Below are 25736 nucleotides of genomic sequence, written 5' to 3' on the forward strand. Positions count from 1 at the left end.
CCCTCCAGCATCAGCGGGAGGGGCTTTTTGAATTGCTTTAGCTATTCAAACTACTTGAATCTTTCCACCAGATGGCTCAATTTCTGGGCCATTTCAGCTACTTCCTGAATGTTGGTGTTAGCATTCTGGATACCATCAGACAGAGCCAGAGAGAGATTGTTAATCTCGGTGACGCTGTTGTTGATCTCGTCGCTGGTAGCGGTCTGTTGCTCAGCTGCGGTGGCGATAGCCCGTACCATATCAGCGATGCTTTCACTTTCGTTGACGATCTGGCTGAGTACGTCTCCGGCCCCTTCTGCCATCTGCACGGTATTCTCAACCCTGCCGCGAACCCCGCTCATCTCGGAGACAACCTTGTCTGTGGACTGCTGAATGAGTGTGATTGCGCTCTCAACCTCATTGGTTGCGCCCATGGTCTTCTCTGCGAGCTTACGAACTTCGTCAGCTACAACAGCGAAGCCGCGCCCTGCTTCACCGGCCCGAGCCGCTTCAATAGCTGCGTTCAGGGCCAGCAGGTTGGTCTGGTCGGCAATATCATTAATAACAGACATGACTTCACCGATGTTGATTGCCCGCTCTGAAAGGTCGGCGAGCATATCGGAGAGCTTGTCCGTTGTTTCAGTCACAATATGAACCTCGGAGACTGTGTTGCTGACAACCTTTCCTCCGTCGCGGGCAACTGAGTTGGCCCTGTCGGAAGCTTCAGCTGTTTCACCGGTATTCTGGGCGACTTCAAGCACAGTGGCGTTCATTTCTTCCATTGCGGTTGCAACCTGTCCGGTCTGCATGGCTGTGGTGTCAACACCAGCAGTCAGCTCATTCATCTGCTGTGAAAGCTCCGTGGTGTAGGAAAGTAAAGCCTTGGAGACTTCAGTAACCTCATTCGCCACTTCAAGCAAAGATTCCTGCTGCTGCTCAATATGCTTGCGACTGGCTTCCTCTTCGGTAAGGTCGACCATTACCGCAATAGCACCAACGGTCTCTTCCTCAGCATTGAGAAGCGGACAGACCTGATAGCGTAACGGAAATTCAACGCCATCTTCACGCTTGAACCTAAGCAATCCTTCAGGACACTCACTGACAGAGATAGCCTCTTGAGTAAGAGACTTTCCATCTACCCGGAAAAAATCGCCGACATCCCTTCCTAAAAGAGCATTTTCAGGCTTATTGAGGATGTCGCGCATAGGACCATTAACAAAATCAATTTTGCTGTCACCGTCAGTTACGATCATGGGTACGGTTATACCGTTAAGCACACCGCGGTTATATACCAACTGGTCTTTAATCTGACGGGCCATTTCACCGAGATGATCTCCGAGAGTTCCGAGTTCATCACTGCTGTCCACAGCAAACTGTGCATCAAGGTTACCCTTAGCAAAATCACTTGTAGCACCGGATATGATCTGGATACGCTTAACAATTGACCTGCGCATGAAGAACAGAAGGGCTGCCAGCAGGGAGACAAAGCCTCCGAATGAAAGTGCAGCTCCTTTAAACTGGGACTCATGGAATGTTGCAAACTGAGGTGACACATCCTGAACCATCACCAATGTTCCGAGCACAGGCTGCTTCCTGCCGTGGCAGTGATAGCAAGCCTTCTCATTCTCGATGGTTTCAACCTCAACAAAAACTTCTTTGCCGCCCATTTCAGAAAGAAGGCCGCTCTTGAGTTTTTTCTTAAGACTTTGCACGACAAGGCTGTTAATATCCTTATCGCGGACTACATTCTTGATATCGGAACGAATATTACCGGTGTTAGTAGAATATGTGATATTACCTTTGAAGTTGGTCAGATAAATGGCCACATCAGGATATTTTTTGGAAACCGTAGCAAACTTTTCAGTTGTACCCCGGTTATCACCCTTGGCCATGGGTTCACGGATGGCCAGTTGCAGCATATCCGCAGTTTTGTATGCGTTCTTTTCAATCTCTTCCATCATGGTAGTGCGCTGCCAGAAAGAGTTTGCAAGAAACAGAATAATAAAAGCCGTAGCAGTCAGCAACGAGGTCAGCACCATGACCTTGTTACCAAGGGAAGTCTTAATAAAGTTCATAGAGACCTCCCTAGTGAGCTCCGCCGAAAATCAGCGGCTTGTAATTGAAGTTGTTGACCCGTTCTGCATTATGGCAGACTTCACACTCCTCGATAGCCATCTTTCTCTTGATCAGCTCCGGATCGCCGTCTTCAGCATGAAGAGACCCCGGACCGTGACAAACCTCACACCCTGCATCTGCAAGCTTGGGAGTTTGTTCAAAAGAAACGAATCCGCCGGGTTTCCCATACCCGGTAGCATGACATCCAAAGCACTCCTTAAGCTCGTCAGGACTAAGATCTGAAGCCATGATCTTCACGCTTTTACTGGAGTGGGCCTTTTTAGAAAATTTCTTATAGTTGTTGTACTCCACCTCATGGCATTCTGCACATGCCTCAGACCCCACATATGTCGCTGAATCCGTAATCCCATATTCGACCAGCGAACAGCTAAAAACTGTAATTACCGCCAGAATCACCCCAATCCTTACGGCAAAACCTCTTAATACCATAATAACCCCGTTGTCTTGATAGTCCGCATACTTCAAAACCCAACCTCAGACACCACTTCCGCAAATACTGAGACCTAATTACAAAAAAATTATGGCCAACTATATATATGTATACTGATTCAACTATCTTGTTTTTATATGGAAGTGAAGTAGAATTTAACATTAAAGTCACTGATTGTAGTAAAAATGAAACAATATATTAGCTAACTATCCACATTATAAACACTCTCATTCAACCACTTCATCAAAAAAAACATTCAGCACAAGAACCCAATTCTTTATTTAGTCTATTTTTTACTACAAGCCGTTTGTGCTGCCTATGAAGTCTATCCATCATCTTTTTAGGCAATTGATTAAGGACAGGTGAATATTGTTCATTTATTAACCTTCCAATCACCCTCAAATAACCGTCTGCAAAAGAAACAATCGTGAAACACGTTATTATCGCTTGCAGAATTCATAGTTCTTCTGGCAGAATACCACCTCTTAAGAATCCATACTCTGTCAATAATCTTTAAGCCAATCTACGGAAACTAAAGGTCTGCTCCACCGGACTTTTTAAGCGGAAAGGCGGCTACTCATTTATGGGAATAGTTAATATTACTAAGACTTACGATGCCGATTTTGTTAAACAGGTAGAAAAGGAAAGCGGACAGAATGTCTCCCTTTGCTACCAGTGCGGTAACTGTACCGCCGGATGTCCGTACACTTTCGCGTACGACATCCCAGTAAGCAGAATCATGCGTATGGTTCAGGCAGGGCAAAAGGAAACCGTGCTCAAGTGCAAGTCTCTCTGGCTTTGCGCAACCTGCGAATCCTGCACCACAAGGTGCCCCAACAACATCGACGTGGCTCACATCATGGATGTGCTGCGCCACATGGCCCGCAGGGAAGGATATGCTCCTGTTCCCACGGTCAAGAAATTCTGGGACAGCTTCCTCGATTCCGTTGAAAACAACGGAAGAGTATTCGAAGTAGGCCTGCTTGCAGCTTATGTTGCCAAGACAGGACGTTTCTGGACTGACCTTGATCTGGGACCGAAAGTACTGCCCAAGGGCAAGATGCATTTCAAACCCCACGAGATTCAGGGCAAGGATGAAATCAAGAAAATCTTCAAAAGATTCCAAGAGGAGTCCCACAAATGAGTGATTCCTTAACATATGCCTACTATCCCGGATGTTCCGGCGCTGGAACATCCATGGAATACGACATGTCCACCCGGGCTGTCTGTGAAAAGCTGGGAATCCGGCTCACCGACATTCCCGACTGGAGCTGCTGCGGTTCCACCCCGGCTCACACCGTGGACCACACACTTTCCAGCGCACTCTCCGCCCGCAACTTACAGCTGGTTGAGAAAATGAATCTGGATACTGCAATTACCCCTTGCCCCAGTTGTCTGACCAACCTCAAAACCGCAGAACATCGTATGAAAAAAGACGAGATGCGCGAGAAGGTCAACAAACTGCTGGACAATCCCTACAACGGCGGTGTCTCCACCAAATCTGTGCTCCAGATTCTCGTTGAAGACCTCGGTCTTGACGCGCTGAAAAAGAGCACCATCAAACCGCTCAAGGGACTCAAAGTTGCCGCCTACTACGGCTGCATCATGAACCGTCCCCCGGAAGTGATGAACTTCGATGACCCCGAGCACCCAATGGCCATGGACAACATCATGAAAGCCATGGGCGCCACCGTACTGCCTTTTCCTTTAAAGGTAGAATGCTGCGGAGCTTCCTTCGGTATCCCCCGCAAGGATGTGGTCATGAACCTGTCCGGCAAGCTGCTTGACGCGGCAGACGATCTCGGTGTTGACGCACTGGTCACCGCCTGCCCCCTGTGCCAGATGAACCTTGACCTGCGCCAGTCTCAGGTCAACTCTGCAACAGGTGCCAAGCACAACCTGCCCATCTTCTACTACACCCAGCTCATGGGCCTCGCCCTCGGCATGAGTGAAAAAGAACTGGGAATGGACAAGCTCTGCGTGAGCCCCCGTAAAGCTATCAATGCCATCGGCAAAGAAGAAAAGAAATAGCGGAAACCCTGCTAAGGAGAAGACTTAAATGAAAATTGGAGTTTTTGTCTGCCATTGCGGGACTAACATCGAAGGTACCGTGGATACCGCTGCCGTTGCTGCAGCCGCACGGGAATTCCCCGGTGTTGTTTTCGCAACCGATACAATGTACGCCTGCTCCGAACCCGGACAGGACGAGATCATAGAAGCAATCAAGGAACACAAACTCGACGGCGTGGTTGTAGCATCCTGCACACCCAGAATGCACGAGCCCACCTTCCGCAAAACCCTCGAAAGAGCCGGCCTTAACCGTTACCTCTTCGAGATGGCCAACATCAGGGAACACGTTTCCTGGATCGGCCGTGACCGCGAAGCCAACACCAACAAGGCAACCGACCTTGTTCGCATGGCAGCGGCCAAACTGCTCAACAACAAGCCTCTCCATGCCAAGTTCTTTGACATGAACAAAAAGGTTATGATTGTGGGCGGCGGTGTTGCCGGTATTCAGGCAGCTCTTGACTGCGCTGACGGCGGCCTCGAAGTTATCCTTGTTGAAAAAACATCCTCCATCGGCGGTAAGATGGCAAAACTGGATAAGACTTTCCCCACAGTGGACTGCTCCAGTTGTATCCTCGGCCCCCGCATGGTTGACGTTGCCCAGCATCCCAACATTACCCTCTACGCTTGTTCCGAGATTGAAGAAGTAAACGGTTATGTGGGTAACTTCTCCGTTAAAGTAAAAAGAAAAGCCACCTATGTTGACTGGGAAAAATGTACCGGTTGCGGTATATGCATGGAAAAATGCCCCAGCAAGAAGGCTGACAACCCCTTTGACGAAGAACTGGGTAAAACCACTGCGATCAACATCCCCTTTCCTCAGGCTATCCCCAAAAAAGCGGTTATTGATCCCAACTTCTGCATCAAAATCAAACGCGATAAATGCGGCGTCTGCGCCAAGGTCTGCCCCTCTGAAGCCATCGTTTACGATCAGGTCGATGAGTTTGTAGTTGAAGAAGTAGGCGCAGTTATTGCGGCTACCGGTTTCGACCTCGTAGACTGGACTGTATACGGCGAATACGGCGGAGGTCAGTACCCCGACGTAATCACCTCCCTGCAGTACGAACGCATGCTCTCCGCTTCCGGCCCCACCGAGGGACACATCAAGCGTCCTTCCGATGGCAAGGAACCCAAAAACGTGGTCTTCATCCAGTGCGTAGGCTCCCGTGATAAATCCATCGGGCGTCCCTACTGCTCCGGCTTCTGCTGCATGTACACCGCAAAGCAGGCTATCCTGACCAAGGACCACTGCCCGGATTCACAGTCCTACGTATTCTACATGGACATCCGTTCTCCGGGTAAGATGTTCGACGAGTTCACCCGCAGGGCACAGGAAGAATACGAAGCAAGATACATCCGCGGCCGCGTGTCCATGATCTACCCCAAAGGTGACAAGCTCGTTGTACGCGGTGCCGACACCCTCATGGGCGATCAGGTCGAAATTGACGCGGACCTCGTTGTCCTCGCAGTCGGTGCTGAATCAGCACACGGCGCTTCCGACCTCGCCAAGAAACTGCGCATCTCCTACGATGCATACGGTTTCTTCATGGAAGGCCACCCCAAACTCAAGCCTGTTGAAACCAACACCGCCGGTGTTTTCCTCGCCGGTTCATGTCAGGGTCCCAAAGACATTCCTTCCTCTGTTGCACAGGGTAGTGCGGCAGCGGCAAAAGTTCTGGCCATGTTCGCCAAGGACCAGCTGGAAAGTGACCCCGCGGTTTCTGTAGTTGATATCAAACGCTGCATCGGTTGCGGCAAATGCATCAGCACCTGCCCCTTCGGAGCTATTAAAGAAGTAGACTTCCGCGGACAGCCCAAAGCTGAGGTGATTGAAACAATTTGTCAGGGCTGCGGTATCTGCACATCCACCTGTCCTCAGGGTGCAATCCAGCTCCAGCACTTCACTGACAATCAGATTCTTGCGGAGGTTAACGCAGTATGCCGGTTCTAGAAGGTAAAGAACTCAGAATCGTCGGTTTTCTCTGCAACTGGTGCTCCTACGGTGGAGCTGACACCGCCGGTGTAGGTAGATTCACCCAGCCGACTGACCTGAGAATCATCAAGGTTCCCTGTTCAGGCAGGATTGATCCTCTGTTTATTGTGAAGACACTCATGTCCGGCGCGGACGGAGTGCTCGTGTCCGGTTGTCACCCCAACGACTGCCACTATGCTGAAGGTAACTTCTATGCCCGCCGCAGGCTGGAAATGCTCAAAAGGTTCATCCCCATGCTGGGAATCGATCCCGAGCGTTTCGACTACACCTGGGTTTCCGCATCAGAAGGCCAGCGCTGGCAGGAAGTTGTGACCAAATTCACCGAACAGATTCACAAACTCGGCCCGGCCCAAAAGATCGAGGGTCCCGAAGCCGAGGAGACACTCAAATTGATGGAAGCTTCCCTCTAATCAGGGTTGTTCCACGCAAGGAGAAACAGAGTGAAAAATCTGGAAGATCTTAAAAAGCAAATTAAGGACGGACTGTCTGAGCTTGATGTGGTCATCGGGTGGACAGACAGCTTCGATCCTCTGCATGCCACTCCGCACTTCATGCGCAGTGAAGCAGATGTAGATAAATTGAAAGTAGACGCGCTCAGCGTTCACAACCTTGCCACCTACCTGCCCTCCCTGAAGGGTAAAAAGGTCGGTATCGTGGTCAAAGGCTGCGACAGCCGTTCCGTTGTTGAACTGCTGCAGGAAAACCTCATCAAGCGTGAAGACGTGACCATCTTCGGTTTCGGCTGTACCGGCGTTGTGGACCAGACCAAAATCCGCCGCGCTGTCGGTGATGTAGGACAGGTTGAAGCCTGCGAAGTGAGCGAATCTGAAGTGAAACTCACCGTAGACGGTAAAGAGCACAAGCTGCCCATGGCAGACATGCTCTCTGACAAATGCCAGACCTGCCGCTACCCTAACGCAGTTCTCTCCGACCAGTTTGTCGGTGAAGAGATCAAAGCTACCGCTTCTTTTGAAGACGGCTACAAGGATCTCGAAGAATTCGAAGCCAAGTCCACCGAAGAAAAATTCGCATTCTGGCTTGGTGAGATGGACCGCTGCATCCGCTGCTACGCATGCCGTAACGCATGCCCCATGTGTGTATGCCGCGACCATTGTGTAGCGCAGTCCCGTGATCCGCACTGGCTGAGCCAGGAAGCCCACGTCCGCGACAAGTGGATGTTTCAGGTTATCCACGCTTACCACCTTACCGGTCGCTGCACCGAGTGCGGTGAGTGCCAGCGCGCCTGCCCGGTAGACATTCCCATCCTGCTCTTCAAGAAGAAGTTCAACAAGGAAATCAAGGAAGTCTTCAACTACGAAGCCGGTCTTGATCCTCAGGCAACTCCGCCGCTGCAGACCTTCAAAATTGAAGAACCGACCATCAAGGAGAAGGAGTGGTAGCCATGGCAAAATTCATCAAATCCGACAAGGTATCGGCATGGCTGGAAGAACTGGGCCAGAAGCACGAAGTACTTGCTCCCCGTAACGAGGGTGATGCTATCGTCTTCAAGCCCTACGACTCCAAGAAAGGTTTCAACATCGAGCGCGAAGCAACCGCCCCTCCGAAAAAGGCCTGCTTTCCCCAGAGTGAAACCCTTGTAAAATTCAGCCACATCAAAGATCTTGAGAATCCCGAGAAAGTGGCCCTTGATGTAAAGGAAACCATTCCTGATTCATCATGGGTTGTTTTCGGCAGCCGTCCCTGTGACGCACGCGGATTCACCATGTTCGACCGTGTTTACCTGAACGGCAAGCACGTGGACGTATATTACAAAGCCCGCAGGGAAAACACCTACTTCATCACTCTCGCGTGTGAAAAAGGTGAGACTACCTGTTTCTGTCACTGGGTTGGTTCCGGCCCGTCCGATCCCACCGGATCCGACGTACTTATGGTTCCCGTGGACGGCGGCTACTTCCTCGAAGCAGTCAGCGACCGCGGCGAAGCTCTGCTTTCCAGCTCCATGCTGGAAGACGGCGGTTCCAAACAGGCTGATGCCGACAAGTTCCGCGCAGATGCCGACCAGTCCATGGGCGAAGCACAGGACCTTTCCAAAGCTCCCGCGAAGCTTCTCGAAGCTTTCGACGATATAGACTTCTGGGAAGCACAGTCCGCCAAGTGCCTGAGCTGCGGTGCATGCACCTATCTCTGTCCCACCTGCTACTGCTTCAACATCACCGACGAATCCGACGGAGTCAAAGGTGAGCGCATCAGAAGCTGGGACAACTGCATGTCCAACCAGTTCACCCTTGAGGCCAGCGGACACAACCCCCGCCCCACCAAGGCCCACCGCCTTAAAAACAGGGTCGGCCACAAATTCAGCTACTACCCTGACCTGCATGACGGAGTTATCTCCTGCTGCGGTTGCGGTCGCTGCATCAAGAGCTGCCCCGTTGGTGTGGACATCCGTGAAATCGTCCTGAACGCTATTGCATACGAAGCAAAGGAGAAAGCAAATGGCTAATAATCCTTATCTTCCTGCGATGGCCACCATTCAGGAGGTCATTCAGGAAACTCCCAATATCATGACTTTCCGGGTGACCTTCAACGATCCCGGCTACAAAGAAAAATTCACATTTGAGCCCGGTCAGGTAGGACAGCTGTCCGCCTTCGGTATCGGTGAATCCACTTTCGTAATCAACTCTTCCCCCACCCGCATGGACTACCTGCAGTTCAGCGTCATGCGTACCGGGGAAGTAACCGATAAGCTGCACTCCCTGAGCGCAGGCGACCAGATCGGCGTGCGCGCACCTCTGGGCAACTACTTCCCTTACGAAGACATGAAAGGTAAAGATATCGTCTTCGTTGGTGGCGGTATCGGTATGGCCCCCCTGCGCACCCTGCTCTACTACATGCTGGATAACCGCAAGGACTACGGCAAGATCACCCTGCTCTACGGAGCAAGAACTCCCGTAGACATGGCTTACCAGTATGAGCTGCCCGAATGGCTGGAACGCGACGACCTCGACACCCATCTGACCATTGATGCGGAATACGAAGGCTGGGAGCACAACGTGGGCCTGATCCCCAACGTGCTGCTGGAAATCGCACCCAAGCCGAAGAACGCAGTAGCTATTACCTGCGGTCCTCCGATCATGATCAAATTCACCGTGCAGGCACTCGCCAAGCTCGGTTTCAAGGACAATCAGATTGTGACCACCCTTGAAAAACGCATGAAATGCGGTGTTGGTATCTGCGGCCGTTGTAACATCGGCACCAGCTACGTATGTCAGGACGGTCCCGTCTACACATACGAACAGCTTAAGAAGCTGCCCAACGAAATGTAATTATCCGGTCCGCATGGACTGTTAATTGCTTACAAAGAAACCCCGTTTTCCAGTGGAAAACGGGGTTTTATTTTGACTTTGTCTTTACAGCAAAGGTTCTTTCTTATTAATATGTAATCATGAAAATACTGCTTGTTGATGACGAAAAGATAAATGCGCTCTCCGCTTCACGGTTGCTTGAAAAACATGGCTACGAGGTAACAGTAGCCTCCAACGGACAAGAGGCCCTTGACCGGCTGGACGAATCTGATTTCGACTGCATCCTGATGGACATCCAGATGCCCGAAATGGACGGCTATGAAGCCATCGACAGAATCCGTGATGAATTTGTATTCGGTGAAAAGTCAAAAACGCCCATCATAGCCATGACCGGGCATTGTTATTCCGATGCCTATGAAGAATTCAAACGGGCCGGAATCAAGCATTACATCTGCAAGCCATTTGATTTCAATAACCTGCTAGAGGTAATCAAGAAAGCTACGAGTTAAACAAACTGCCCAGCCGCATAGCCCGAAGACCATGCCCATTGCAGGTTATAACCGCCCAGCCAACCGGTAACATCAAGCACTTCACCAATAAAATAAAGTCCGGGGACTTTCTTGCTTTCCATAGTCTTGGAAGAAATTTCAGCAGTATCCACGCCGCCAGAAGCAACCTCAGCCTTGGCGAAACCTTCAGTTCCCTGCGGCTTGACCAGCCAAGAATGAATACGCTCAGCAAGGGCAAGCTGGCGCTTCTTGGTCAACTGGCTAACCGGAGTCTCCTCGTCCTGTCCATCCAGCAACAAACCGACCATCTTGCGGGTGAAATAGCGGGCCAGAAAATTACGCAGGGCCATATTCTCGCCCTTATGCGATTCAAGAATTTCTGAAATATTATGAGCAGGTAGCAGATTAATGGTCAGTGCCGAGCCACGCCGCCAGTAGTTGGAAATCTGAAGCACTGCCGGACCGGAAATCCCCTTGTGGGTGAAAAGCATATCGCCCGCAAAAGTGCGTTTCTCGCAGGTCATTTCCACAGGCAAGGCATTGCCGCTCAATTCCTTGCAAAACTTCCCGTCCCGTCCGCTGATGGTAAACGGAACCAAAGAGGGACGCGCCGGGATCGTCTTGAGCCCGTACTGTTCGGCAAGCTTGTAACCGAACGCAGAAGCACCAACTTGAGGCCAAGCCGGGGAACCCAGCGCCACAACCAGTGACTCAGCCTCAAAGACCTGCGTACCGCTACGCACCTTGAACGGTCCTTCACCGCTGACCTCTTCAATCTGACGATCCAAAAGAATCTCAACACCCGCACGGTGGCACTTAGACACCAGAAGTCCGGCAATGAGCCCGGCACCCTCAAGGGTAAAAAGCTGCCCGTCTTCGCGCTCCTCGTATTCAATACCGGCCTCGGCAACAAAGGAGATAAAATCCCACTGATTGTGCCGCGCAAGCGCAGACTTAACGAAATGGGGGTTCGCGGAAATATAGTTACCAGCCGCAACATCCATATTGGTAAAGTTGCACTTACCGCCCCCTGCAACACGGATCTTACGCCCCGCCTTACCGGAATGGTCCAGCACCAGCACCTTACGTCCGCGCGCAGCAGCATGCATGGCACAATAAAGCCCGGACGCGCCCGCGCCGAGGATAATTACATCATATTTTGAAGAGGTATTGCTCATGAGGGAGGTTGTAGGCTGGTTTGGGGGTTGGGTAAAGGGGAATTATTCTCTGTCCATAAGAATTAATAAATAATTAGTATTTTATTCCGTGCAAAATTATGATAACTAAAATCTCTACGATATTATTAAAAACACTAACAAGCTACACTACTTAGACTAACAAACATGACTAACAAACCATTATTGATTCTTCTCTTATTCTCTCTCCTATTTAGCGTTACTGGATGTCAAAAAAACGTATTCAACTCACTAAGAATCTCTCACCAAAATACGATTCCAGATGAAAAGCTATACCCTGATATAAAAATAGCTATTGTAAACTTCCTACCTTTGCCGGATTCCTCACGATTCAAATTGCCAGTGAACAAAAAGGTTATGACTGCAGAGTTTTACTGTGCTGAGGATGAACCAGATTATGACAATGGCTACTTCATCCCAGAAGAGTATATGGAGATATTCCACAACAACCTAAAAATTTGGGCAGAAGTTAACCACATAAACCTGAACTTTTTTGAAAATTTGCACGGTATTTCGAAGAACAACTTTGACCTAATAATTTTAGGCAGAATTATTACTGCCTCAGTATCCGACTCTGCTATTCTGAAAGTCGAAATCCTCATTCTTGACGGTAATGATTTTAAGTTGCTGCGACGTAGCATCCTTAGCCACGAAGAATCAAAACGCCAGTCTGACCCGATTCATACTCCGGTTCACTTCATAGGTGAACACAACGAAAATTTCTGTATTCAGCGCACATTACTCTCCGTAACCGCACTTCATCTTTCTGAAAAAATTTTCGCAACAGCTTTAGAAGGCAGAACAAAATGAAAATTTTCAAACTTGATCGACTCATTCTCTCAATCATAATCATCCTTTTCGCCTCTCAAGCCAATGCCGCAAATGATCAATGTGCATGGAAAAAAGAAACTTCACTCAGTCCAGCTGATTTTCATGCCTTTGTCAGCTACTTCAAAAAAAAGAAAAAATATAACAACCTGACGGATCTACTGGAACATGAATTGTTGCTAATGGAGACTAGGGCAAAAGAAAGTAAAGATGAATACGCCGAATTAGAAACTAGGCTCTATATTATGGATGATCTGACGGAAGTATATACTTATGGTCTGGTAGACTTCACAAAAGCTTCTGAACTGAACAGCCTCACAAACAAATTATATAAAAAAATTGAAGCCAAAGGACTACTGGAACTCCCTGTCTCATCTTACTTTAATAATTATCGTTTTCTTTTCTATACTTTCTACCCAGGAGGATCATTCCTGAACAAATCGAAAATGGATTTCGTTTTTCCAGATAAGTTTATAAATTCCATCCGTGAAACTGATTTCAATAAATTAGGTAAAAGAATAAAAAGTCGAACAGATTTCATCCAGCAGAAACTGGGCAGGCCTATTCTTGCCAAACCTCATTATGAAAATTCAAACAAATTAAATTTTGCCCTTTTCAAATCCTACGTTAATCTGATCGATTTCTCTCCTGAGTATTCGATACTTGAGCGAGAGTACCTAAAAGCTCAAGCCGCTTCACCAATACTACTATCCTCCCAAGAGGACAACGAACTGTTAATTAATGCAATTATACAGACAAATAGCACTGCACTTCGCACAAACAGCCAGCCCAGCAAAGAAGAGCTTATACGCTATTGTCAGATGAATTATTGGCTGGTTCTAGCCCTTCTTGAAGATCAAAAGCCCCGACAGGCTCTGATTCACCATAAACAGTTAATGACCCTCATCGACCAATTAGATGAACAAATACTGTTTGACTACAAGGAAGCCGAAAGACTCTTGCGCGACTATTATAGCAACAAACTACAGGAAACCAATAAGACTCGCCAAACCACCAAGTCATTCCTGTCCGGATTGGCCAAGGCCGGAGTAATAATCGCCAAAGTAGGACTTGTCATTGCTGGAGCAGCTGGCGATATCGCTATATCCTCACAGGGGCATACATCGACCTCACTGACTGAAACGGCTCTGGATATCTCCCTATCCGGAGACGAGCTGGACTGGGGAGCAGGAGATGCGGTTTTGAATTCGCAAGTACTTTCCCCTCTCGATAAACTTGATGAAGATAACCCTGAACAGCTCAAGAAGGCGATGTCTCCCTACGCCCTCAAGCTCAACCGTTTTCTAAACAAATATGAAATGATCAATTACCTATCGGCCGTAGGTGACGCATATGCACACAGTGGACTTAACAAACAAGCCTACAGACAATACGATGAAGCCATCAAAATTGTAGAAAAGCAAAGAATCACAATTCAGTCTGAAACAGAGAAAGTTAACTTTTTCGGCCTGAAAGAAAGACTATACGGCAAAACAGTACAAGTACTGGTAGAGCTGAAACAACTTGATCGCGCTTTCGAATATATTGAGCGCTCCAAATCAAGAGCTTTTTTGGATATAATTGCTGGGAACGACATCAAGTTAAAAGATCGAGCCCAAAATGCTCTCTCCAATGGATACGCAAAGAACAACCTAGCACTGGATAGTATCCTGGAGTCTGGGTTGCAAAGCAATGACCAACTGGAACTCATTACAACTAATTTTCGTGGGATCAAAAAACTATCGTCAAATGTAAACAAAGAAACGGCAAAAGAGATATACTCTCTGTCCAATGTAAATTCCATAAATATAGAACAAGCCAAAGATTTAATTGAACCGGGGACAGCTATCCTTGAATACTACCTGAATGGCAACAAACTAACTATTTTAACAATAAAAAACTCTGGACTTACCTGTACAGTAAAGGAAATTGATTACAAGGAACTATGCCGCGAAATAGCCAAATTCAAAACTGCCATCCTTAAAAAACAATACGGAAATAAACACGCTAGGAACCTATACAATATACTGATAGAGCCTATAGGCAGAGAAATAAGTAAATGTAAAAGATTGATAATTGTGCCGCATAAGGTCCTGCATTATTTACCGTTCCACGCACTTAAATCTCGCCAAGGCTATTTAGTCCTCAAGCACTCAATATCATATTCTCCCAGCACTACGGTATTGTCCATTGTCGAAAACAAAATCGGTAACAATAACGGAAAGGCACTTATTATAGGCAACCCCACAAAGAACTTACCTTTTGCAGAGAAAGAGGCCTTAAGCATCGGTAAGATACTAACTAATTCAACAATATGCATTGGCAACAACGGGACAGAAACCATAATTAAAGAAAAATCTGATGAGTACAATGTCATTCACATTGCAACTCATGGTTCATTCAATGGCAAGGACCCGATGAATTCCGAGTTATACCTTAGTCCTGACCAAAAAAACGACGGCACACTTAGGGCTACTGAACTCTTCGGATGCGATTGGCACGCATCTCTAGTCACACTTTCAGCATGTGAAACAGGTATTAGCAAATACAATCGAGGCGACGAGCTTATAGGTTTACAACGAGCAGTATTCTTTGCCGGGACTAAATCCCTGCTGGCTTCATCTTGGAAGGTTGATGATAAATCCACCAGCTACCAAATGAGAAAGTTTTACAAATATCTGAAAAAATACCCCAAAGACCAAGCGTTACAAAAAGCTCAGGTTGACACACTCATTGAATATGGACGTCCTTATCACTGGGCATCATTCAAACTTATAGGATCTCCCCGACGTGCTATCAATCCTGAGTATCGGGTTAGAATAAACACTACCCCCCATGATGCAAAAATTAAAATTTACGGCACTCCCAAACGCAACACCCCGTATCTACGGCTTCCTACCGGAAAATATACCGTGAACGTGTCTCACAAAGGATATGAGACCCAAAATGCCACTCTTAAAATTTCACACGACAAAACAATTCACATACGCTTAAAGCGTGCGAAGAAGAAAGAGCAAAAAAAGAAAGGTAAAACAACAAATACTGCCCAATTCCAAATCAAAACAGGCGAAGAGCACCAGCTCTTCGCCTATTTACTTTTCATATGAATTCAACCAACAAATCCTCTACACAGACCGCCCATAAACATCCTCAAACCTCTGAATATCATCCTCACCCAGATAACTACCGGTCTGGACTTCTATAAGCTCAAGATCAATTTTGCCGGGATTTTCCAAGCGATGCATGGTTCCGAGTGGGATATAGGTGGATTGGTCTTCTTGTAATAAAATTTCATTCTCACCGACTGTTACTTTCGCAGTACCCTTAACCACGACCCAATGCTCGGCGCGGTGATGGTGCATTTGCAGGGAGAGCACCCCTCCAGGTTTAACAACAATTCTTTTGACCTGAAACCTGTCCCCGCTGTCCACGGTTTCGTATGATCCCCATGGGCGGTAAACCTTGCAATGATTCTCCGCTTCCGTGCGGCCCTGCTTTTTTAGCTCCTCAACCAGCCCGGAAACATCCTGTCCGTGTTCCCGTCCGGCCACAAGGACTGCGTCCGCAGTTTCGACAACAATCACGTCAGCCACACCGACAACACCGAGCAGTCTGCCGGACGAATGAAGAAAACTATTGCCTACATTCTTCGCCAGCACATCTCCTGAAACCACGTTTCCGGCGGAATCGGTTTCCCTTTCATTCATTAAGGAATCCCACGAACCGATGTCGGACCAGCCGCCGTCAAATGGAACAACGCTTAGATTATCCACCTTTTCAATCACCGCATAATCTATTGATTTGGCAGGGCTGGACTTAAAGCTTTCCTCATCAAGACGCACAAAATCCAGATCAGTGTGCGCTTTTGCAATGGCATTTTGGCAGGCGGAGTACATTTCAGGCTCAAGCTGTTCCAGTTTTTCAAGAAAAACATCAGGTCTGAACACAAATATCCCGGCATTCCAAAGATATTCACCGGAGTTAAGATACGATTTCGCTGTCTCAAGGTCCGGTTTTTCAACAAAGCCCTGCACCGCTTGCGGAATCATGGTTTCAAATTCACCGTCAGTGCGGATATAACCGTAGCCTGTTTCCGGCCTGTCCGGGACAATACCGAAAAGTACAATCTCGCCAGATTGGGCAGGCTCTACGCCTGAAAGAATTGCTGAATTGAATTTTTCAAGATCACGGATGACGTGATCTGAAGGCATAACCAGCATGAGGGCATCAGGATATTTATTACGAATATGAAAAGCCGCAACAGCAATAGCCGGAGCCGAATTACGGCCTTGCGGCTCCAGAAAAATAGCTTCCGGCTCAATTCCGACTGTCCGCAACTCCTCGGCAACCATAAATCGGTAACTCTCATTGCAGACAACTACCGGAGCCTGCGCTCCATTCAAATTGCAGCCCCGTTCAACAGTATTGCGCAGCAGGGAATGTTTCCCGACCAAGTTCAGCAACTGCTTGGGATGGTTCCTGCGCGAAAGAGGCCATAGTCTGGTTCCGCTGCCTCCGGAAAGAATAACTGGTACAATCATACTTTATCCTGCTTACGCTAATACACTAGAATAGAAAAATATTTACTTTCACAATGACTATAGAAATACACGCTTCAACAAAAGTGTGCAAACGCATGGCATCATGGGCAGAGTTACAAGGCAAACTCAACACTTGCCCATCCCCGCAAAGACGGGTATTGAGGGGCCGCAACACGTGATATTATCTTTATAGATAAAGAAAACGATTTTTCACCTTTCACGGCACAATATCCCGGATAAATTAATTTTTTCATGCAACCAGCGTTGCATGTACGGGATGTTTGCGGCGTGGAGAGGAATTTATATTTTTTTAGGAGAATTTATTATGGCTCTCAGTATCGGTATCGTGGGACTGCCCAACGTCGGTAAATCCACACTTTTCAACGCCCTGACCAAGGCCCAGAACGCGGAAAGCGCGAACTACGCTTTCTGTACCATCGAACCCAACAAGGCTGTTGTACCCGTCCCGGACGGACGCATCGACAAGCTGGCCGAGCTGGTTAAACCCCAGCGCATACAGCAGTCCACTGTTGACTTCATCGACATCGCTGGTCTGGTTGAAGGCGCAAGCAAGGGTGAAGGCCTCGGCAACAAATTCCTCGGCAACATCCGCGAAACTCAGGCGATCCTCCACGTTGTACGCTGCTTTGACAACGACGACGTCATCCATGTTGCCAACTCTGTTGATCCCATGCGCGACATCGAAATCATCGAGACCGAGCTGATCCTTGCTGACGTGCAGGCTCTGGATACCCGCATCGAGGGCATGAAAAAAAAGATCAAGGGCGACAAGACCCTCGGCCCCAAAATTGCTGAAGCGGAAAAGCTGCTTGAACATCTCAACGAAGGCAACCCCGTAAACACATACGGAGACCTCGAAACAGACATCATGACCGAAATGCTCCGCGACCTGCGCCTGATCACCGCCAAAAACGTGATCTACTGCGCCAACGTTGACGAAGAAGGTCTCACCGAGGACAACGACTACGTCAAAAAGGTCAAAGCTCTTGCTGAAGAGCGCGGCGCTGAATTCGTAAAAATTTCCGCCAAGATGGAAGAAGAACTGGTTGGTCTCGATGAAGAGGAATACAACGAATTCCTCGAATCCTACGGTGTAACCGAGTCCGGTCTGGCCAAGATCATCCGCACCGGTTTCCACACTCTGGGCATGATCAGCTACTTCACTGCCGGAGTTAAGGAAGTTCGCGCATGGACCATCCATGACGGCGACAAGGCCCCCCGCGCAGCCGCAGCCATCCACACCGACTTTGAACGCGGCTTCATCCGCGCAGAAGTTATCGGTTACGATGATTACGTAAAGAACGGCTCCGAAGCAGCCTGCCGCGCAGCCGGAGTGCTCCGCTCAGAAGGTAAGGAGTACATCGTTAAAGACGGCGATGTTATTCACTTCCTGTTTAATGTTTAATTTGCCTCCTGAAAACCGAAGCCACACATAAAAAAATCAAAGCCGCAATATCTTTATAGATATTGCGGCTTTCTATTTCATAGTCATCGCCTTCACTGATGTTTATTTCTTGCACTGTACCGCAACAAGAATATCGATATGTATCCTATAAAGAGATGGGTCATAACAATTAAAAACATAATTCCTACATGAACTGACTCATTACCTTCATGTTTATTGTTTATAAAAGTATAATAAACACAAAAAGGGAACCATGGAATAGCAATAAAAGAAAAAGATAAATTTCGTATACCCCATTTAAAACCAATCTTTAAAGGCAAGACATTTAGTGCAAAAGTATAAAGATAAGAACGGAGACAATATATACATACAGGCAACACAAAAAATGCAACAACAGCTGAATATTTAAAAATAAGACATAAGGTATGCTCATCCAGAACACCTAAATAAACACTACCCACAAAAGGCAGTAGAAAGAATAAATGTATGCCCAATAAGACTATATATTCGTTATATCCCCAGTACCAATCTTCATCATCTTTCCCCTGACTCCTAAATCGATCATAAATCAGCCCCCAAAAACATATAATTGCGACGAAAAAGACTCCCGCGACTTCTTGCTGTGGAAACATTATCGTAAATCGATTATCTCCCGGGTACGGACTAATCAGATACAGAAGAAAATGGCATATTGATGAAAAGAATGAAGTCAGCAACATTCTGTGATTTATGATCCATCTAAACGACCTCTCCACCTGACTATTACCTCCTAAACAAAGCAACGTAGCTTTCCTTTCACCTGCGCTGGACAGATTATCTTTTCTTCAAAACAATAACCCCAATCACAATCAGGAAACATCCTCCCCATTGCTCCAGCGTCATGTATTCGCCGAGCACCGGGATGGCTACCAGCGCGGTCATCATGGGTTCTACGGTCAGCAGGATGTTAACCACTGACGGCGAAAGATGATTCAGGCTGGCAGTGATCAAGGTCCAACCGGTCATTGACGGACCGATAGCCAAGGTCAGGATGCAGGCCCAGCCCTTCCAGTCTACCCCGGGCATTAGGATAGATGCAGGATTCGGGGCAGTACCGGGAATTAATCCTTGAGCGAAGACATTCAGAATCAGCATATAAACGGCGGCAATGCCGAAAACATGCATCATAATGCTGAATGAACTAAGGCCCCGCTTTGTGCATTCCCGACCCAGCAACGCATAGGCGGAAAAAAAGACTGCGGAAAGCAAACCCAGAAACATGCCGATGGGAGTCAATGAAAAATCGGACACTCCATGAATTCCACAGACCAGAGCACAACCTATCAGGCAGAATAAAATTGAAGGCAAAATACGCAGGTTCGGTCTTTCGCCCCCTAAAGCCCATTGCGCCAGCACGGTAAACGGAACAGAGAGATAAACCAGCACAGTAGAGACTCCGGCTCCATTGAAATATACCGATCCTCCCCAGATACCGTTCATCCCGGTCAAAACCGCACCATATACGGCCAGCAATCCCAGATTTTCGCGCTCGAATTTGAGCTTGTGCGGCTTGAAAATACGCAACCCGGCCATGAGCATAAAGCACACAAACAGATTACGCCAGAAAGTGACCACAAAAATGGGCTGGCCGTAATCAACGACCATTATCTTTATGAAAATACCCACAAGGGAAATAAGCGCCGCCCCGGAAAGAACCTGAGCGATACCAAGGCTTGTGGATGATTTAAGTTTAATCATTTTTCTATCCTTCAATATATACAATAACCACGAGGAATACGGTGAGGCACAATATTTCAACATAGAAAAGATGCAAAGAGAAATTTGACGTAATCAATGGCTGGCGGATAGATACAATTATTGAAAACAATACAAATACAGCGAGGATCAAATATATGCCCAAGGTGTTGCCGCGACTCATTACCGCCCTGCTGCTTTTCCTGCTTGGCGGATTCATCCTGTTCATGCTCAACCAGATTGCGGGGCTGGCCCAACTCTGCGCAGTCTACTTTCCGGCATCACGTGATTACGTGCTATTCGGATTGAGCGGTCTGTTTCTAGCCATCTGCCTTAGTCCGCTGGTCATCTACATGTTCCGCCCCGGACCGCTGGTCATGCCCGACAATCCTACTCCATCAGAACAGCGTGAATTCATCCGCAAGCTGCGTAAGAGATTAAAGTCCAATAAATATATCCGCGAAGCGGCACTACCCCTTTCCACTACCGAAGAGCTCGACATTACCCTTGAGCATCTGGACCGTATATCTACCCAGAAGATGAAAACCGTGGCCTCAAGGATTTTCCTTTCCACGGCCATTTCCCAGAACGGTCAGCTCGATTCACTCATTGTACTCGGCACTCTGACCAAGCTGGTCTGGGATGTATCCAAGATTTACAACCAACGCCCCTCAATGCGGGATATGATTGCGGTTTACGCCAATGTTGCGGGCACGGCATTTTTTGCCAGCGCAGTGGAAGAACTTGATATTCAAGCCCAGATCGAAGCGATCATGTCCCCGGTACTGGCAGGTTCGGCACTGGGCATGATTCCCGGTGCCAGCGGGCTGACCTCAATCGTCACCGCCTCTATTCTGGACGGCTCAACTAACGCTTTTCTTGCCCTGCGCGTGGGCATCATCACCCGTGGTCATTTCAACTTCCATGCAGAGAAAAATTCTCCGGGCTACCGCAGAGCCGTCCTGCGCGAAGCAGCGGGCATGCTTCTTTCCATCGCCATGGGCTCCACCAAAACCATCACCACCGCCTATCTTAAAACCATTACCGGAGCAGCTGGAGAAAAGGCTGCCAGCGCCGCAAAAAAGGTTGTGGATTCTACAGACAAAGCATTTCAGGCCACCAGCAAGGCGGCCAAATATTCGGCGCAACAGGTGGGCAAAGTGGCCCGCTTTGCTACATTCAAGAGCAACAAGCAGAAAGAACCTGAGCCTGAACCGGAAACGGTGAAAGAAAAGGCTGGCAAGAAATTTGGAAAATTCAAAAATATGTTTCGCCGAAACAAATAAAAAAAGGGGGGACCTGATTTTCGGTCCACCCTTTTTCTATTATGAACGCTATTAAAATATTACACGCTATCCGCCACCGGCATGGGAAAGACAATATCGTACACCCAGTTATACACAAAGGCGTAAACGAGGAAGAAAAGCGCAAACCCGATATCAGCGATCAGGGCATTCCAGATGCTCAGGTCCAGCCACCATGCAACAAAAGGCAAGGTGATGGTCAGCAATGAAAGCTCAAAAAGGACGGCATGCAATACACGCATCCATGTGGGGCGTACATTGACCGGACGTTTCAAGGCCACCAGCACTTTGTCAAAAATCAGGTTATAGAGATAGTTACAAACCATGGCGGTCATGGAAATGGCAAGACTCATGATACCGATCCGACTCAGGTCCTTATCAAGTATCCACGAAGCCAACGGGGTACAGGTGCAAAGTCCGATAATTTCGAATAACAGGGTGTGCCTGATTCTGTCAGAAGTAGTTCTCATGGAGCTGAGGGTACAGCTGAGCTGCAGCTGATTCAAGAGGATTATCTAAAAACATTACCTTAAAATTCAGAATGATACTAAATTATAACAATAGTTACTTGCCTGAACCATAAGTAAAAGTAATGTGTTGTGCAGACTGATTTCCAGATATGTTCAAGCTTTGCATTGTTTTTGGCACCTAAATTGAATAAACTGTTCACAGGTGTCAGAAAACACACATTTTTTCCTCTTGAACTTAAACCGGATCAAAACGGACAGCGCGAAATCATGCAACAAGACGAACTGCAAAAACTGCGGGAATTATCAGCATCGGTCCCCAAACAGAAAAATCTGGCCCTGTTCTTCGGGCGCGCAGGCGGATACTTCATTGATAACGTCAAATATTTCTTTATCCATTGCGTGCAGCACAGGCCCGAACTGCAATGTTTTTTCCTGTCCTTTGATAAAAAAGAAGCGGACCTGCTGAAACAGCAGGGGCTGCCTGCGTTGTGGATAAATGACACTGAGACCCTTGCCCTGATGACAAAGGCTTCGTTGGTAGTCAGTGACGATTTCAGCTGGAAAACACAGGAACAGCTCTGGGCCATACTCTGCGAAGCTACATCCATCCAACTCTGGCACGGCATCCCGCTTAAGGCTATCGGCTTCCCGGAGATCCACTCATCGGTGAACATGAACCCGGAAAAAGCCGAGCATCTTTCCTTTGCCTATTCCGGCTACGATGCAGTGCTCTCCACTTCACCTTACTTCACCGAGACTGCTTTCGGACGCGCTTTCAAGGCCGGAGATTTTCTGGAATTCGGATACCCACGCAACGATGTGCTCCTGCGCCGTCCCGGCAAATATGATATGATCAATGCCGACCGCGATCTATATGCTGAGATGGTTAAATTCCGCAAACAAGGCGGCAAGGTGGTTTTCTTCATGCCCACCTTCCGAGATCTCGGCGGCGGGCCGTTTGAAGATGGGGCTATCGACCTCGGTAAGCTTTCGCAGTTCTGCCAGCAGAACAACATCCTTTTTGTCTGCAAATTTCATCCGTACCTGAGCATCGGACAGGTTCAGATGCCGCCGAATATTGTGCTCATGAATCCCAAGAGCGATGCTTATCCGCTGCTCTCCCTTTGTGATGCACTGCTGACCGACTACTCTTCAATTTATTTCGACTTCCTGCTTCTGGACCGCCCCATGATCTTCTACCCATACGATTTTGAAGATTATGTAACCAAGAACCGGGAACTCCTTTACGATTATGACGAGATGACCCCGGGCAGAAAAGTCAAAAACAAAGATGATCTCTATACCGCTTTTGAAGAGATCGTGATAAATAATACAGATGACTATGCAGAAAAGCGAAAAAAACTGAGAGAACTTTCCTTTACCCACTGCGATGGAAAGGCCGCGCAGAGGCTGGGTGAACACATAATCGCCAACTATCTTTAACCCGCAAAGGGGGCAGATCATGAAAGCAGTTATTCTTGCAGCAGGAATCGGTAGCAGGCTGAGCAGACCTTTCCCAAAATCACTTTCTGTGCTTCCTTACGGGGAGACAATTCTCGGCCGCCAGATCCGGCTCATGCGTGAACTGGGGGTAGAAGAAATTATCGTAGTTGTTGGATTCAAAATGACCCTGATCATGGAACAGTTTCCGGAAGTCTTTTACAAGTATAATCCCGACTATTACATCACCAACACCTCCAAAAGCCTGCTCAAGGCTGTGGAAAACCTTGATGACGACATCCTCTGGACCAACGGCGACGTTGTTTTCGACAAGCCGGTCTTGAAAAAATTCCTCGATGAAGCAAAAAATGAAAGCCGCATCGCTGTTGACCGCAAATCCTGCGGCGAAGAAGAAATCAAGTATTTACTCAACGACAAGGGATACATTACCGAAATCTCCAAGCAGGTGGTCAATGCAGAAGGTGAAGCTGTAGGTATCAACATTGTTAAGCAAAAGGATCTAGCCCTTTATAAAGAAGCCCTGCGACGCTGTGAGGATCAGGATTACTTTGAAAAGGGTCTGGAATTTATCATCAAGGACGGAGTCAACCTCAAGCCCGTGGATGTGTCCGATCACGCATGCGTTGAAGTGGACTTTGAGGAAGACTGGAAGTTTGCGGAAAAGACTTTCCTCAGAGCCGACCAGTAAAAATTGGAAGACATATGCAGGTAGCAATTATCCCGGCCAGAGGCGGAAGCAAACGCATTCCCAAAAAATCCATCCGCCCTTTTCTGGGAAAACCACTTATTGCCTATACCATTGAAGCCGCCCGCAAGAGCGGCTTCTTTGATCATATTCTAGTCAGTACGGACAGCGAGGAATTCGCTGAAGTAGCCCGCGAATACGGGGCCGAAGTACCCTTCATGCGTCCTGCAGAACTGGCCGACGATTTCACACCCACCCAACCGGTTATTGATCATGCTGTAGACTGGGTCAAAAAGAACTGGGGTGAACCGCAACGCTACTGCCAGTTCTTCGCCAATCCTTTTGTTACCGCTAAGAACATTCGCGGCGGCTACAAGATGCTGCGCGAACACCGGGCCAATTGTGTACTCGGAGTTTCGGAATTTCCTTATCCCATCCTGCGCTCTTTCAAGAAAAATGATCAGGGAGGTGTAGAATACGCCTTTCCCGAATATGCACCCTGCCGCTCGCAGGATCTGCCTGTTTTCTTCCATGACGCGGCCCAGTTTTACTGGATCGAACTGACGGATCTTCCAGCAGAACGTAAAGCAGGTCTCAGCATGCCCTACTTCCTGCCCCGTTATATGGTGGTGGATATCGACACCGAAGAAGACTGGCACATTGCCGAACGGCTCTACCAAGCCTTCATGCATAATGAAAAATAGCGGCCCAATTCTTTTTCTCTGTGAAGCCGGACCGCAAACCGGATTCGGCCACGCAGGGCGATGTTTGGCAATTGCTTCAGCCCTGCGCGACAAGTTTGGACGCGATTCTATTTTCGGATTCCGGGGTGCTTCCGAAGCGGAAGACAGGATCAATGCTGCTGGATTCGAAACCATTCCTGTCAGCGACTTTGACCTCTGGGAATTCAGCAATGAAGGGGCGGTAGTCCTCGACCTGCGTATTCCCCTTGCTTATTCTTTCTTCCAGCGCTCAAAGACAGCCGAAAAATTGCTGGTATCCATAGATGATCCAACTCCCAACCGTTTGCACACCGATCTGGCCTTCTACCCGCCTGTTCCCCAATTTAATGAACTTGGATGGGACGGATTCTGCGGAACCATCCATCGCGGCTGGGAATTCATCCCGCTGCGCAAGGAGTTCCGGGTTCCCGAAAAGTCACAGCCGATTCATTCTTCTCCCAAAATTTTAATAACCATGGGCGGCAGCGATCCCCACGCCCTGACCTTGAAAATATTGCAGGCCCTGAAATCAGTGAATGGAGAATGGCGGGCCGAAATTGTAATCGGCCCTATGTTCAATAATCTGGACAAAATCGACCAGATAACGGTAGAGCACGGAAAGAGAGTAAAATTGTTGCATGATATAAAGGACATGTCCTTGCCCATGCTGCAGGCCGATGCGGCAATCGCATCTTTCGGCATGACCGCTTATGAGCTGGCGGCCTGCGGAGTCCCGCAGCTGCTACTCTGCCTGAGCGAAGACCATGCCCGCTCGGCATCGGCATTGCATGCCTCAGGAGCAGCGGTTTCACTGGGAAAATATGACCGCATATCTGACCGGAAACTGGCACTTGAACTGCAAAATTTCATTTCCGATCAGAATTCACTTGAGTCCATGGCTGCAAAAGCTGCCGGACTAGGGATCGGACAAGGGGCTGTGAATATCGCATCCCGGATTATGAACGCCATTTAAATACGCTTGGAGCACAATT

The 25736-nt window shown here is 48.1% G+C and carries 22 protein-coding genes; 16 read left to right on the top strand and 6 right to left on the bottom strand.

All coding sequences use genetic code 11. From position 1 onward, the window contains the following. Positions 1 to 50 precede the first annotated feature (50 nt). Both ACKU40_RS12740 and ACKU40_RS12745 read right to left on the bottom strand, forming a co-directional pair. Entirely contained in the window at positions 51 to 2054 is a 2004-nt protein-coding gene (locus tag ACKU40_RS12740) for a methyl-accepting chemotaxis protein (RefSeq protein WP_320173169.1), read from the bottom strand. Positions 2055 to 2064: 10 nt separating this feature from the next. After that, entirely contained in the window at positions 2065 to 2544 is a 480-nt protein-coding gene (locus ACKU40_RS12745) for a cytochrome c family protein (protein ID WP_320173170.1), read from the bottom strand. A 584-nt stretch (positions 2545 to 3128) separates the two neighbouring features. On the opposite strand from ACKU40_RS12745, the gene ACKU40_RS12750 reads away from it, so the two are divergent. The 8 genes from ACKU40_RS12750 to ACKU40_RS12785 all read left to right on the top strand — a co-directional run bounded on the left by ACKU40_RS12750 (position 3129) and on the right by ACKU40_RS12785 (position 10377). Beyond that, positions 3129 to 3689, top strand: coding sequence for a 4Fe-4S dicluster domain-containing protein (locus tag ACKU40_RS12750; protein ID WP_320173171.1), 561 nt, complete (start codon positions 3129 to 3131; stop codon positions 3687 to 3689). Further along, positions 3686 to 4576, top strand: coding sequence for a CoB--CoM heterodisulfide reductase iron-sulfur subunit B family protein (locus ACKU40_RS12755; protein WP_320173172.1), 891 nt, complete (start codon positions 3686 to 3688; stop codon positions 4574 to 4576). Before ACKU40_RS12750 ends, ACKU40_RS12755 begins: the two co-directional genes overlap by 4 nt. A gap of 28 nt (positions 4577 to 4604) precedes the next feature. After that, entirely contained in the window at positions 4605 to 6563 is a 1959-nt protein-coding gene (locus tag ACKU40_RS12760; RefSeq protein WP_320173173.1) for a CoB--CoM heterodisulfide reductase iron-sulfur subunit A family protein, read from the top strand. Further along, positions 6551 to 7015, top strand: coding sequence for a hydrogenase iron-sulfur subunit (locus ACKU40_RS12765; RefSeq protein WP_320173174.1), 465 nt, complete (start codon positions 6551 to 6553; stop codon positions 7013 to 7015). The genes ACKU40_RS12760 and ACKU40_RS12765 overlap by 13 nt, the downstream gene beginning before the upstream one ends. A gap of 30 nt (positions 7016 to 7045) precedes the next feature. Beyond that, positions 7046 to 8005 (top strand): 4Fe-4S dicluster domain-containing protein, encoded by a 960-nt coding sequence (locus tag ACKU40_RS12770; RefSeq protein WP_320173175.1) that lies wholly within the window; start codon positions 7046 to 7048, stop codon positions 8003 to 8005. A 2-nt stretch (positions 8006 to 8007) separates the two neighbouring features. Then, a complete protein-coding gene (locus tag ACKU40_RS12775; RefSeq protein ID WP_320173176.1) occupies positions 8008 to 9066 on the top strand; it encodes a 4Fe-4S dicluster domain-containing protein in 1059 nt (352 codons plus the stop codon). Then, a complete protein-coding gene (locus ACKU40_RS12780) occupies positions 9059 to 9889 on the top strand; it encodes an FAD/NAD(P)-binding protein (RefSeq protein ID WP_320173177.1) in 831 nt (276 codons plus the stop codon). The genes ACKU40_RS12775 and ACKU40_RS12780 overlap by 8 nt, the downstream gene beginning before the upstream one ends. Before the next feature lie 119 nt (positions 9890 to 10008). Next, positions 10009 to 10377, top strand: a complete 369-nt coding sequence (locus ACKU40_RS12785; protein WP_320173178.1) for a response regulator — start codon at positions 10009 to 10011, stop codon at positions 10375 to 10377. Here ACKU40_RS12785 and ACKU40_RS12790 read toward each other — a convergent pair. Next, a complete protein-coding gene (locus tag ACKU40_RS12790) occupies positions 10374 to 11555 on the bottom strand; it encodes an NAD(P)/FAD-dependent oxidoreductase (protein ID WP_320173179.1) in 1182 nt (393 codons plus the stop codon). The genes ACKU40_RS12785 and ACKU40_RS12790 overlap by 4 nt on opposite strands. 165 nt (positions 11556 to 11720) lie before the next feature. Between ACKU40_RS12790 and ACKU40_RS12795 the strand changes: the two genes are divergently transcribed. Both ACKU40_RS12795 and ACKU40_RS12800 read left to right on the top strand, forming a co-directional pair. Beyond that, positions 11721 to 12383, top strand: coding sequence for a hypothetical protein (locus ACKU40_RS12795; protein WP_320173180.1), 663 nt, complete (start codon positions 11721 to 11723; stop codon positions 12381 to 12383). After that, entirely contained in the window at positions 12380 to 15508 is a 3129-nt protein-coding gene (locus ACKU40_RS12800) for a CHAT domain-containing protein (protein WP_320173181.1), read from the top strand. The genes ACKU40_RS12795 and ACKU40_RS12800 overlap by 4 nt, the downstream gene beginning before the upstream one ends. Before the next feature lie 18 nt (positions 15509 to 15526). On the opposite strand, the gene ACKU40_RS12805 is transcribed toward ACKU40_RS12800, so the two are convergent. Next, positions 15527 to 16942: a mannose-1-phosphate guanylyltransferase/mannose-6-phosphate isomerase gene (locus tag ACKU40_RS12805; RefSeq protein ID WP_320173182.1), complete on the bottom strand. Its 1416-nt coding sequence runs from the start codon at positions 16940 to 16942 to the stop codon at positions 15527 to 15529. A gap of 325 nt (positions 16943 to 17267) precedes the next feature. On the opposite strand from ACKU40_RS12805, the gene ychF reads away from it, so the two are divergent. After that, positions 17268 to 18368, top strand: coding sequence for a redox-regulated ATPase YchF (ychF, locus tag ACKU40_RS12810; RefSeq protein ID WP_320173183.1), 1101 nt, complete (start codon positions 17268 to 17270; stop codon positions 18366 to 18368). An 813-nt stretch (positions 18369 to 19181) separates the two neighbouring features. On the opposite strand, the gene ACKU40_RS12815 is transcribed toward ychF, so the two are convergent. Then, positions 19182 to 20105, bottom strand: coding sequence for a DMT family transporter (locus ACKU40_RS12815; protein WP_320173184.1), 924 nt, complete (start codon positions 20103 to 20105; stop codon positions 19182 to 19184). A 155-nt stretch (positions 20106 to 20260) separates the two neighbouring features. Here ACKU40_RS12815 and ACKU40_RS12820 point away from each other — a divergent pair, with 155 nt between their 5' ends. Continuing rightward, positions 20261 to 21388, top strand: a complete 1128-nt coding sequence (locus tag ACKU40_RS12820; protein WP_320173185.1) for a hypothetical protein — start codon at positions 20261 to 20263, stop codon at positions 21386 to 21388. A gap of 59 nt (positions 21389 to 21447) precedes the next feature. Here ACKU40_RS12820 and ACKU40_RS12825 read toward each other — a convergent pair whose 3' ends face one another. Beyond that, positions 21448 to 21876 carry a PACE efflux transporter gene (locus ACKU40_RS12825; protein WP_320173186.1) on the bottom strand — a complete coding sequence of 143 codons (429 nt, stop codon included), beginning with the start codon at positions 21874 to 21876 and terminating at the stop codon, positions 21448 to 21450. A gap of 267 nt (positions 21877 to 22143) precedes the next feature. On the opposite strand from ACKU40_RS12825, the gene ACKU40_RS12830 reads away from it, so the two are divergent. The 4 genes from ACKU40_RS12830 to ACKU40_RS12845 are packed head-to-tail and all read left to right on the top strand — an operon-like array spanning position 22144 to position 25717. After that, positions 22144 to 23319, top strand: coding sequence for a CDP-glycerol glycerophosphotransferase family protein (locus ACKU40_RS12830; protein WP_320173187.1), 1176 nt, complete (start codon positions 22144 to 22146; stop codon positions 23317 to 23319). Between the two features lie 19 nt (positions 23320 to 23338). Continuing rightward, positions 23339 to 24025 (top strand): phosphocholine cytidylyltransferase family protein, encoded by a 687-nt coding sequence (locus tag ACKU40_RS12835; RefSeq protein ID WP_320173188.1) that lies wholly within the window; start codon positions 23339 to 23341, stop codon positions 24023 to 24025. 14 nt (positions 24026 to 24039) lie between these two features. Beyond that, entirely contained in the window at positions 24040 to 24726 is a 687-nt protein-coding gene (pseF, locus tag ACKU40_RS12840) for a pseudaminic acid cytidylyltransferase (protein ID WP_320173189.1), read from the top strand. Then, positions 24716 to 25717: an acylneuraminate cytidylyltransferase gene (locus tag ACKU40_RS12845; RefSeq protein WP_320173190.1), complete on the top strand. Its 1002-nt coding sequence runs from the start codon at positions 24716 to 24718 to the stop codon at positions 25715 to 25717. Before pseF ends, ACKU40_RS12845 begins: the two co-directional genes overlap by 11 nt. Positions 25718 to 25736 lie beyond the last annotated feature (19 nt).

Origin of the sequence: Maridesulfovibrio sp., from assembly GCF_963666665.1 — a bacterium.
Classification (GTDB): Bacteria; Desulfobacterota; Desulfovibrionia; order Desulfovibrionales; family Desulfovibrionaceae; genus Maridesulfovibrio.